Source organism: Henriciella aquimarina, assembly GCF_002088975.1.
Taxonomy (GTDB): Bacteria; Pseudomonadota; Alphaproteobacteria; order Caulobacterales; family Hyphomonadaceae; genus Henriciella; species Henriciella aquimarina.
In genome coordinates, this window is the sequence record NZ_NCST01000012.1 from 65,643 (window position 1) to 76,154 (window position 10,512).

The 10,512-nt window shown below is 63.4% G+C and carries 11 protein-coding genes; 6 read left to right on the forward strand and 5 right to left on the reverse strand.

What is annotated here, in order from left to right; all coding sequences use genetic code 11:
- The first annotated feature begins 48 nt into the window (after window positions 1-48).
- Window positions 49-2,295 carry a GumC family protein gene (locus tag B8784_RS01350; protein WP_143435241.1) on the forward strand — a complete coding sequence of 749 codons (2,247 nt, stop codon included), beginning with the start codon at window positions 49-51 and terminating at the stop codon, window positions 2,293-2,295.
- 76 nt (window positions 2,296-2,371) lie between these two features.
- Here B8784_RS01350 and B8784_RS01355 read toward each other — a convergent pair whose 3' ends face one another.
- Both B8784_RS01355 and B8784_RS01360 read right to left on the reverse strand, forming a co-directional pair.
- On the reverse strand, window positions 2,372-2,746 hold the full coding sequence (locus B8784_RS01355; RefSeq protein ID WP_084395823.1) for a hypothetical protein: 375 nt from the start codon (window positions 2,744-2,746) through the stop codon (window positions 2,372-2,374).
- Window positions 2,747-2,823: 77 nt separating this feature from the next.
- The gene (locus B8784_RS01360; RefSeq protein WP_158085538.1) at window positions 2,824-4,053 is read right to left on the reverse strand and encodes a glycosyltransferase; all 1,230 of its coding nucleotides are present in this window, start codon (window positions 4,051-4,053) and stop codon (window positions 2,824-2,826) included.
- A gap of 127 nt (window positions 4,054-4,180) precedes the next feature.
- Between B8784_RS01360 and B8784_RS01365 the strand changes: the two genes are divergently transcribed.
- Both B8784_RS01365 and B8784_RS01370 read left to right on the forward strand, forming a co-directional pair.
- A complete protein-coding gene (locus B8784_RS01365) occupies window positions 4,181-5,074 on the forward strand; it encodes a glycosyltransferase family 2 protein (protein WP_084395825.1) in 894 nt (297 codons plus the stop codon).
- A gap of 57 nt (window positions 5,075-5,131) precedes the next feature.
- Entirely contained in the window at window positions 5,132-6,331 is a 1,200-nt protein-coding gene (locus B8784_RS01370; RefSeq protein ID WP_084395826.1) for a polysaccharide pyruvyl transferase family protein, read from the forward strand.
- Between the two features lie 5 nt (window positions 6,332-6,336).
- Here the strand turns inward: B8784_RS01370 and B8784_RS01375 are convergent, their stop codons facing one another.
- Genes B8784_RS01375 through B8784_RS01385 form a run of 3 tightly spaced genes read right to left on the reverse strand, consistent with a single transcriptional unit; the run spans window position 6,337 to window position 7,974 of the window.
- Window positions 6,337-6,963 carry a MotE family protein gene (locus B8784_RS01375; protein ID WP_084395827.1) on the reverse strand — a complete coding sequence of 209 codons (627 nt, stop codon included), beginning with the start codon at window positions 6,961-6,963 and terminating at the stop codon, window positions 6,337-6,339.
- Between the two features lie 5 nt (window positions 6,964-6,968).
- Window positions 6,969-7,463, reverse strand: coding sequence for a DUF6468 domain-containing protein (locus tag B8784_RS01380; protein ID WP_084395828.1), 495 nt, complete (start codon window positions 7,461-7,463; stop codon window positions 6,969-6,971).
- 4 nt (window positions 7,464-7,467) lie between these two features.
- On the reverse strand, window positions 7,468-7,974 hold the full coding sequence (locus B8784_RS01385) for a flagellar basal body-associated FliL family protein (RefSeq protein ID WP_158085539.1): 507 nt from the start codon (window positions 7,972-7,974) through the stop codon (window positions 7,468-7,470).
- Between the two features lie 131 nt (window positions 7,975-8,105).
- Here B8784_RS01385 and fliF point away from each other — a divergent pair, with 131 nt between their 5' ends.
- From fliF to B8784_RS01400, 3 genes are all read left to right on the forward strand, one after another.
- Window positions 8,106-9,629 (forward strand): flagellar basal-body MS-ring/collar protein FliF, encoded by a 1,524-nt coding sequence (gene fliF, locus B8784_RS01390; protein ID WP_084395830.1) that lies wholly within the window; start codon window positions 8,106-8,108, stop codon window positions 9,627-9,629.
- Window positions 9,622-10,209: a hypothetical protein gene (locus B8784_RS01395; RefSeq protein ID WP_084395831.1), complete on the forward strand. Its 588-nt coding sequence runs from the start codon at window positions 9,622-9,624 to the stop codon at window positions 10,207-10,209. The genes fliF and B8784_RS01395 overlap by 8 nt, the downstream gene beginning before the upstream one ends.
- 5 nt (window positions 10,210-10,214) lie before the next feature.
- Window positions 10,215-10,512 (forward strand): FliM/FliN family flagellar motor switch protein (locus B8784_RS01400; RefSeq protein ID WP_084395832.1); only part of this gene is annotated, 298 nt, incomplete at its 3' end.

Sequence of the window (10,512 nt, forward strand, 5' to 3'; positions counted from 1 at the left end):
ACACTCATTAGTGCCGCATCCCGCAACCGCCCAGATGGACCTTTGCCCGTGAACAGTCAGCTTCCGATAGATTCCCGCTACGCCAACCGGCCCTATTATTTTTCGGAATCCGGGGCCGGAGACGAGAAAATTACAGACCCGAAGCAGGCCCTGCGGGCCCTGCGCCGGCGTCTGGCGCTGTTCCTCTTCGTGGTTGTGTCCGTCTTTCTGGCGGTTGCGGTCTACACCTTCCAGGCGACACCGGTGTACAGTACCAGCGCGTCGGTCATCATCGACTCCCGCGACAAGACGGTGGTCGATATCGGCTCGGTGATGTCCGGCCTGCCGCCGGAATCGACCGTGGTCGATACGGAAGTGGAGATCATCCGCTCGCGTTCGCTTGCCGAAAAGGTGGTGCGCCAGCTGAACCTCACCAAGTATCCGGAATTCAATCCGATGCTGCGCGAGCCGAGCCTGATGGCTTCGGTAAAGGGCCAGATCAAGGACTGGCTCACCAAGGATCCGCAGCCCACGCCGGGCAGTGCCGCCAGCCCGGCCGACGAGGAAACCAAGGAGATGGAACTGGTCGTTTCAGAGCTCCTGGCGAAAACCTCGGCGCGCCGTATTGGGACAACCTACGGCATCCAGATCTACGCCAACAGCCATGATCCGGAACTGGCCGCGGCCATCGCCAACAAGATTGTCGACCAGTATTTCGTCGAGCAGCTCGACGCGAAATTCGACGCCACCCGCCGCGCCAATGCCTGGCTCGAGGACCGGCTGTCGGAGCTTCGCAACGAAGTGAACGCTGCCGAAGCCGCCGTTGAGACCTACCGGGCGCAGTCCGGCCTCATCAGCGCCGGCACCAATACGCTGAACGAACAGCAGATGAGCGACCTCAATGCGCAGCTCATCGTGCAGCGTGCCGAACTCGCCGAAGCTGAAGCCCGGCTGGACACGGTGCGCGAGCTCGCCCAGCAGGGCCTGTCGGCCGAGGTTAGCGGCCAGGCAATGAATTCGCCGGTCATCTCCGAACTGCGCAACCAGCAGGCCGAGATCCTGCGCGAGCGCGCCGACCTGCAGAACCGCTACGGGCCGAAGCACCCCGAGATCGAGCGGATCAACAAGGAAGAAGCCAATATCCGCGAGCAGATCCAGATCGAGCTGCGCCGGATCGTGTCGAACATCGAAGGCGACGTCGCGATTGCCCGCAAGCGCGTGAACAGCTTGGAATCCAACCTGGGGCGCATGCGTTCCACCCTGGCACAGAACAACCAGGCCAGCGTGCGCCTGCGTGAGCTTGAGCGTAACGCCGAAGCCTCGCGCTCGATCTATGAGGCATTCCTCGCCCGCTTCAAACAGACCAACGACTCCGAAGGGCTGGCCGAGCCGGATGCGCGCCTGCTGTCGTCGGCCCCGGTGCCGCGCGGTCCGTCCTTCCCGAAGACCTCTCTCAACCTCGCCATCGGCATCGTCCTGGGCCTGATGCTCGGCGTCGGCTCGGTCATCGCGGCCGAAGCGCTCAACAGCCAGATCGCGAGCGGTGACGAGATCGAGGAGCACTTCCGTGTGCCATTCCTGGGCAACTTCCCGCGCCTGACCGGCACGGCCAAGAAGGACCCGCGCGCCTATCTGATCGAGAATCCGACCTCGGCCTATGCCGAAAGCTTCCGGAACCTCAGGGCGTCGATCATGTTCGCCGACCTCGACTCGCCTGTGAAGACGGTGGCCATCACCTCCTCGCAGCCCGATGAGGGCAAGACGACGATGACACAGGGCCTTGGCCTGATGTCGGCCATGTCCGGCACCAAGACGCTGATCATCGACGGGGACTTCCGCCGCCGGCGCCTCTCGGCTGTCGTCATGGACGAAGACCCGGAGCGCGGCTTCCTGGAATGCCTGTTCGGCGAATGCACCGTCGAGGAAGCCGTCCAGGTGGACGAGGAAACCGGCCTGCATATCCTGCCGCTGACGGCCTCGCGCCATACCCCGCGCGACGTGTTCGGCTCCAAGGCCTTCGACCAGCTCATGGAGCAGCTGGAAGACGAGTACGACTTCATCATCGTCGATACCGGCCCGCTTCTCCTGCTGGCAGAGACCCGCGTGCTGACCAGCAAGGTCGACCAGGTCGTTATCGTCTCGCGCTGGCTCAAGACCAACCGTGCCGCCTTGAAACAGACGCTCTCCATCCTGCGGGAATTCCGCGCCCGGATCGCCGGCGTCGTCATCAACCGTGTCGATACGAACAAGTATCACCGTCAGGGCTATGGCCACTCCGGCTACAAGTCCTACGCGAAGTATTACACACAGGGCTGAGCCCGAAGGCAGCGATAAAAAAGAGGCCGGCGCCTGGATGTGGCGCCGGCCTTTTCTTTTGTCCGTGGCAGGACGCTCAGGCGCCGGAGCGCCGCGACTCCAGACGCAGCTTTGCGCGCTTCAGGATCAGGGCGACGATATCGTCCTTGCTCTTGCGCGAAAGGTCTGTCGGCGTCGCCAGCCTTGAGGATTTCGCGACCTTTTTGAGATCGGGCACCGACAGTGCCTGCAGCGTGCGCCTGGCATCCTCTTCCGACTGGCTGTCGACCAGCTCGACCGGGTTGAGGAGGTCGGCGGCCTGTCCGGCATCGAAGACGACATTGGCCCCCAGCGCCCGCACGGCCCGGTGGGCGAAAGCGGGATTGCTCGCAAATTCCCGCCGCAACTCCTCAAGGAAGCGGTCGAGCGCTTCAAGCGCGCTCTTGTCGGTGTTTGTGTCCTTGTCGTCCATGGTGCTTGCGTCTCGTTTCGTTTTGGGGCGCCCGGTTTTCTGCGGCGAACCCGCTGGCAGTCTAGGGGCAAACCCGGTTAGCGGGCGAGTCCCAGTTTTGTCTCGAACAGCTCGATGAAGCTTGCCGCCCAGGACTCGGGCGTGTTGCAGATCTCCCCGGCGCGGCTATGGGCATTGTGGCTGAACCGGGCGATGGCTGTGTCGTCTTCGGACAGGGCCCTGAGTGTGGCTTCAAGCGCGCCCGCTTCAGCCGGGTCGAAGACTGTCCCCATGTCGCGGCGGGCAATGTCGCCCGAAAGCGTGCTGGGAGCGGAGAGGATGACGGGCAGGCCGCTCAGTGCGGCATCGGCGATCACCAGACCGTAAGGTTCGCGCCAGCGTCCGGGCACGATGAGGGCGCGCGCCTTGCTGGCAAACTCGGCAATCTGTGCGCGGCTGCAAAAGCCCGGAAAGTCGATCTCCGGATAGCGCTGCGATAGCGGCGCGGCGAGCTCGCCTTCGCCCACCATGATGAGCTGCACACCGGCCCGGTGGGCGGCCTCGGCGGCCAGATCGGCGCCTTTCTCGCGATTGAGGCGCCCGACAAAAAGGAACGCATCGTTCTCTTCTGCCGGGATGCGCTCAGGCGTATAGGCCTGTGCCGGATTAGGAATATGAGTGAGGTTGGGTGCGTCGAAGCCGGCCTCGCGCATCACATCCTCCATCCCCTTGTTGAGGCAGACGAAAGTCATGGCGCTTTCCGGGAAGCCGGCGCGGTTGCGCAGGTGAAGCTGGCGGATCATGCGCCAGTATTTGTGCACCGGGCTCTGCCGGTCGCACTGGCTCATCCAGCAGGCGGACGACATCGCTTTGAGATGGCAGACCGTGCCTTTGGGGAAGTTCAGAAGCCCGCCATTCGGGCAGATATTGAAGAAGTCGTGGCAGGAGACGACGGTGCGGGCTTCCACCGCCCGAAGGGCGCCGAAGACGGCCGGCGAGAGGATCTGCGCCCAGTTGTGCAGGTGATACACGGTGCCCGGCGTGTCGTTCGCCTCGATCCAGCTGGCGACCAGATACGCGGCCTCGCTGTTGTGCAGACCCTTGCGCAAGGCTGTCAGCGTGCCGGCGGTGCGCAGGCCCTGCTGGCCGAGGCCGATGATCTCGACGCCGGCGGCTTCCAGCTCCGCATCGCCGTCCTCGCCGGTCAGGAAGGTGACGGGAAGGCCCAGCTTGCGGTATTCCAGCGCGCACAGCCGGGCCAGGCCGGTCGCGCCGCCCCGGGCCTCGACACGGTCGTGGATGATGGTGATGCGCTCGATACCGGCCAAATGCACTGTCCCGAAAATGAAGGGAGAGGCTGCAAACTTCGCACCATCCGGGCCTGCCCCAATGGCAACAGACTTGCATCGTCCCTGCTGATTTGAAGTTAATATCTCAGGCGTGGGAACAAGGCCTATGGAGCAGGCTCGTCCAAGACTGGCAGTGGTCATCGCATCGCTCGGCCGCCCGGAAACCGTCCGCGAGGCGCTGGACGCGCTCGCCGGGCAGAGCCGGCCGGCCGACACGATCGTCCTGTCGGTCACAGGCCCGCAGGACCTGCCCGGCGAGGCTGACCTTTCCGGTGAGCATATTCGCGTGGTCGAAGGCGAAAAGGGCCTGTGCAACCAGCGCAACCGGGCGCTCGACGCCCTGGCGGGCGACGCCGATTACATCGTCTTTTTCGACGACGATTATGTGCCGTCGAGATATGCGCTCGAAGGCATCGAAGCGTTTTTCGAGGCCCATCCGGAGATTGCCGGCATTACCGGCCATCTGATCGCCGATGGCATCAAGGGGCCGGGTATCGGCTATAAGGAAGCCTGTCAGCGGGTGCGCGCCTATGACGAGTGCCCGCGGCCCGAGCCGGTCATTCTCGAAAAGCTTGAGGGGCTCTACGGCTGCAACATGGCCTACCGGGCCAGCGCGATCGGCGAGACACGGTTTGACGAGACCTTGCCCTATTATGCCTGGCTCGAGGATGTCGATTTTGCCAACCGGATTATGGCGCGGGGCGATCTGGTGCGCACGAACGCCTTTGCCGGGATCCATTGCGGCGTGAAGTCGGCCCGTTCGCCGGGCGTGCGGCTCGGCTATTCGCAGGTCGCCAACCCGCTCTACCTCGTGGAGAAGGGCACCCTGCGCCGCGCCACGGCGCTCAGGCTGATCAGCCGCAACCTGCTTGCCAATCATGCCAAGACGTTGCGGCCAGAACCCTGGGTCGACCGCTGGGGCCGCACCAAGGGCAACTGGCTGGCCTTCCGCCATTTGCTGAGCGGCAAACTGTCGCCCGAATACATTCGGCATCTTTGAGGCCGGATCGGCACAAGTTTTGAGTGGGCTTATGGAAAGCCGGTGAAGGTGATCTGATTGAAACTCGTTCTGCTAAACGTGAAATTCTCGCCAAATCTTGGCGACGGGATCATTGCGGAATGTCTTGAATGGGCGCTGCGCGAGGCGGACCCGACGATTTCGGCTGTCAGCTGCGACCTTGCCGGGCGCACGGCTTTCGGGGATGGCATCAATCAGTCGCGCCGCACGGTCTATGCTGTGCTCGACCGGCTGCCCAAGCCTGTCCGGCGCCAGTTTGTCGAGTATATGCTCAAACACATGATCCGCACCCGGCTGCGCGAGCATTATGACAATGCGCTGAAAGGCGCGGATGCGGCCCTTATCGGGGGCGGCCAGCTCATCGCCGATGCGGACCTGAACTTCCCGCTGAAGATTTCCGCCGCCGTCAGCCAGGCGCGCCAGAGAAACGTCCAGGTCGGCGTTTACGGGGCCGGTGTCGGTGGCTGTTTCAGCGAAGAAGGCCATGCCCTTTTCGACAAGGCTTTCGGCAAGGGCCTCGTCTGCACCCGCCTGCGCGACGAGATTTCAGTCTCGCGCTGGCGCAAGAATTTTGCCGCCGACGATATCCGGACCGTCCATGACCCTGGCATGCTTGCCCGTCAGGTCTATGGCCCGGCCCGCGGCTCGCGGCGCAAACGCCCCCTGATCGGGGTCGGGATCACCAATCCGAGCACGCTCAACCTGCATGCCGATGAGAAGACCTATGGCAAGCGGGAATGGCGGGACTTCTTCATCTGGCTCTGCGAGGCGCTTGTCGCCGACGGGTACGATGTGCAGCTGTTCACCAATGGCGCGCATGACGACCATGTGTTTGCCGACTTCGTCTTCGCCGGAGCGGAAGGCATGCTGCGCGCGTCCGGACGGATCCGCCCGGCCCGGACGCTGACCCGTCCGGCGGAGCTCGCTCATCTGATCGGATCGTTCGACGGGCTCGTCGCGCACCGCCTGCACGCAGCCATCGTGGCCTATTCCTATGGTGTCCCGCATGTTGGCCTGGGATGGGACAGCAAGATGGACGGTTTCTTCAGCACGGTCGGCCGGCAGGACTTCCTGATATCGGATACACGGCCATCCTCGAGCGCGGTCTGCGCCAGCATCGGTGAGGCCATGCGGGCCGGGATCGATGAGGATGCCCGCGCCGAAGCGATGGCGGTGACGCGCGGCGAAGTCAGGGATCTGGTCGGCCTGCTCAAAGCAGCCTGTCTGGCCCACGCCTGAGGCGTTTACTGCTGGGCGGACGCGGCCCGGATATCCCCATTCATGCTCGCCAATTTGAGGCTGACGACATAGGCCTTGTTGGAGTCCATGCCGGCCAGGATCGCGCCGGCCTGATCGCTCGGAATGAGCCGCAGGAAGCCGGCGGCAAAGCCCGGATCCATCTGGTCGAAGATGGCTGCGGCCTGGTCCGGTTTCATGGCGCCGTACATCTGGGCGAGATGGTCGAGATCCTGTCCGGCCTCGGCCTCCATCTTCTTCCAGCGCTGGTCGAGCGTGGCCTGAAGCGCTTTCAGCTCCTCGGCCTGTTCGTCGAGTTTCTGCCGGCGCGCCTGGATGGAGAGTTCCTGGTCCTGGAGCGCTTCGGAGCGTTCGTCGAAGGCTTTCCGGTCGGCGGTCAGGGCGGCGGCTTCCTCGCCGGTGAAGCAGACCTGCTCCGGCACACCGCTTTGCGGAATCTCATATGAAGCTGGCTGGACGGTCTCGCTGGACGAGGCGGCAGGGGCCGGCTGCTGGCTGGCCTGCGGGCTCTCCTCGGCCGTGGCAAAGGTGTGCGGAATAATGCGCGTCGCGCCGCCGATGGTGAACAGGGCGCCGAGCGTCAGGAGCACGTGGGTTCGGGTGTTACCTGCCATGGGGATTACAGGGTTCTTTCGACAAGATCGGGATCGTCTTCTTCGAACAGGAAGTCGGCATTGCGATTCCGGTTCATGCTTTCAGTGCCGAGCGCTTTCATCTCTTTCATCAGCGCTTTCATCTCGCGCGAGCGTTCGCGCGACTGGTGCAGCAGCTCGGCCATGCTCGACTTGAGTTCCGCTTCGGCGGCCTGCGTGTTCTGGACCGCGCGGGCCTGGCTTTCGTCGAGAGAGGCCGTGAGCTCCGACAGGCGCGTGCACATCTGGTCGGCATCCTTCATGTGCTTGCCGAGCCGGGTGGCAAGCTCACCGGCCTGCGTGCGCGTCTCGTTCGTGGCAGAGGACATGGCGGAGATGGATTTCGACAGCGCCATGATCGTTGCGCCGAGTCCGTCGCGCGTATCCTGCAGGGCTTTCAGCCGGCGGCTGAGCACGATGCAATAGATGCAGGCGGCAAACGAGACCAGGAAAAGCGCGATATCGGTGGGTTGCACCATCATCTGATTACCTCAGCAGGAATTCGGTTATGAGCACGCCGCCGGAGACATCCCCGCCGAGAACAAGTTCCGCCCGCCGGGCCAGCTGTTCACGCAGGCGCGGATAAAAACCGGCGGTTTCGAAGTCTTCCAGTTCGACCGAGCGCAGATAGCTGACAAAGGCATCAGTCAGCATCGGTTCGGCCTTCTTGACCGTGTTTTCACTGCCCTTCCGGGCAATGATAGAGGTCTTGATCTTCACATACCGCGTGGCGGGTTCGTTGCCGATCGTGATCAGGATTTCTTCCAGCGCGACATAGGACTGGTCTTCCCTGGCAAGCGGCGCCGTGCTCGTCGCGGCCTGTGTTGCGGCCGGTGTGCACGCGGTGGATTCGGCCGTCACCGAGGGTGTCAGCAGGAACATCATGGCAAAGGAAATGCCCGCAGAGACCACGGCCAGCAGCACGAATTTCATCATGCCGCCACCAGAGGTTTCTTCAGACGCGGCGTTTTCCGTCTCGGATTGGGCAGCCATGAGCCCCCTCATGAAAGCTATTCGTTCTAACGCTGCTGTAATCGTTACGGGGTAAAGGAAGCGTTAATAATTTTGCGGGAAAAATTAACCATTGAGGGTAGATACATATTTGGAGCGGGGCTGAATTCTCCATGAAGTTTATCGAGACGCTGAAAGGGCTGTCCCTGACACGGCAACTCGCGCTTGCGGGTGCTGTTCTCGGCGTCGTGCTGGCAATGACCATGCTGGTGCGCGGCACCGTGAAGGAGCCCATGGCGCTGCTCTATTCGGGACTTGAGCCGGTTAATGCCGGCGAGGTCATCGAGGAGCTCGACAAGCGCGGCATCAACTATGAAATCAAGGGCGAATCGATCTTCATCCCGCGCGGAGACCGCGACGAAGTGCGCTTTGCGCTCGCCAAGGACGGCCTGCCGCAGCAATCGGTGAAGGGCTATGAGTTACTCGACGATGTGAACGGCTTCTCCGTCACCTCGGAAATGTACAACGCGAAATACTGGCAGGCGAAGGAAGGCGAGCTGACGCGGACCATCCTGGCCATTCCGGGCGTGCAGTCGGCGCGCGTGCATATTGGCGCCAGCCTGCAATCGGGCTTTACCCGCTCCGGCCCGCCGCAGACGGCGTCCGTTTCCGTTTCGGCTGCCCACGACCTGACCCCGCAACAGGCTCAGGCCATCCAGTACATGGTCGCGCTGGCCGTCTCCGGCCTGGCCGCCGAAGATGTCGCCGTGATCGACCCGGCCAAGGGCATGATTGCCGGGCCCGATGTCGAGAAGGCCCAGCAGCCGACCGTCGTGGCCGAAGACAAGGCCGGCCAGATCGAAAGCAAGATCATGCGTCTGCTCGAAGCGCGGGTCGGCCCCGGCAATGCGCGCGTCTCCGTCAGCGTGGATGTCACCCGTCAGCGCCAGCGTGTGTCGGAAGTCACCTACGATCCGGAATCGCGGGTTGTGCGCAACCGCTCGATCAACGATTCCAGCGAAACCTCGAATGGCAGCAATGCCAGCGTCTCGGTGGCCAGCAATTTGCCGGCCGGCGAAGGTCAGGGTGGGGGCAGCTCCAGCACCATCCGGAATTCGTCCGAAAGCGTGTCTTACGAGGTCAATGAGCGGCGCACCGAAACGGAAATGCTGCCCGGCGAGATCGAGAAGGTCTCGGTGGCCGTTCTGCTCAATCAGGGCGCGCTCGATATCGACCCGGCCTCGGCCAATGCCGGCACGATCTCGCAGGGCATCATCAATGATTTCGAAGCCCTGATCCTGTCGGGCGCCGGCCTGGATACCGAGCGTGGCGACAAGCTGACGGTCGAGCTGATGCCCTTCCAGGAGGTGCCCGCGCCCGAAATGGTCGAGGCGCCGGGCATGGTCGAGACGCTGATCGAGCGCCATCTCTGGTCGGCCGTGCAGGCCGGGCTGCTCGGGCTTGTCGTGGTCGCGCTCGGCTTCGGTGTCATCCGCCCCCTGCTGACGCAGAAAGCCGGCGCCACTTCCACGGAGCTTGTGCCGACCCAGAGCATCGATGGCGAAATCGTCTCCGGTGACGAGGGGACCGACCCGTTCGACTTCCTGAAGGATTATACCCGCGAGCGTCAGGATGAGACGGCCGCGCTGCTGCAGTCATGGCTGGATGAAGACCGCAAGGTGGCCGTGAATGAGTGAGGCCCTCTTTGCCAATCTTCCCCGCTTCGACCGGCTGAATGGCGGGGCGAACGCTGCGGCGGCATCCTTGCGCAAGGTGGCCGCGCCGGACCCGGCGCCCGCTGAGCCCGTCGAAGAGGCCGAGCCGGACGGCGATGCGCTCGCCCGCGAAGCGCTCAACCGCCAGCTCCAGGCGCTCGAGGCAACGCTCGGTTCGCTGACCGAAACCATCGAACAGACACGGGCAGAGGCGGAAACGCAGACCATGGAGACGATCGTCGCCATGGCCGAGACGCTGTTTCCGGCCCTGTCGAAAGACTTCCTGGCCGAGGAGATCGCCCGGCACCTGCCGGAGCTCCTGCCGAAGACGGCCGCGACCGTCGAGATCCGTGCCGAGAGTGCGCTAGCGGAATCGCTGCGCGAGATTATCGCGCGCTCCGAGCGGCTGTCGGCCATCTGCACAGTCCATGAAGATGAAGCGCCGGGCGGCGACCGCGTGTCGGTGTCCTGGGGCGCAGGCGGGCTCGATTTTGATTTTGCGGGCCTGCTTGAGTCCTGTCTCGGCCAGCTTCGATCCAGAAATCCGGTTACAGAGGGGTAGTCAGCATGGCCAATCCAGAAGTCGTGTCGTCGGACACGGAAGAGGAAATCACCGAACGCCGTGAAGACACGGTGGCCAACAAGTTCCATCGGTCGGTCTACAGCATCCCGGTGAACGTGACGGTTTCCATCGGGCAGAAACGCCTCAGCGTGTCTGAAATTCTCGACCTGCGGCCGGACTCGGTCGTCGCGCTGGCGTCCCGGATCGAGGACCCTGTCAGCCTCATGGTCGACGACAAGCTGATTGCCAGAGGCGAACTGATTGAGACGGAAGAGGGTGGGCTCGGTGTGAAGATCACCGAGA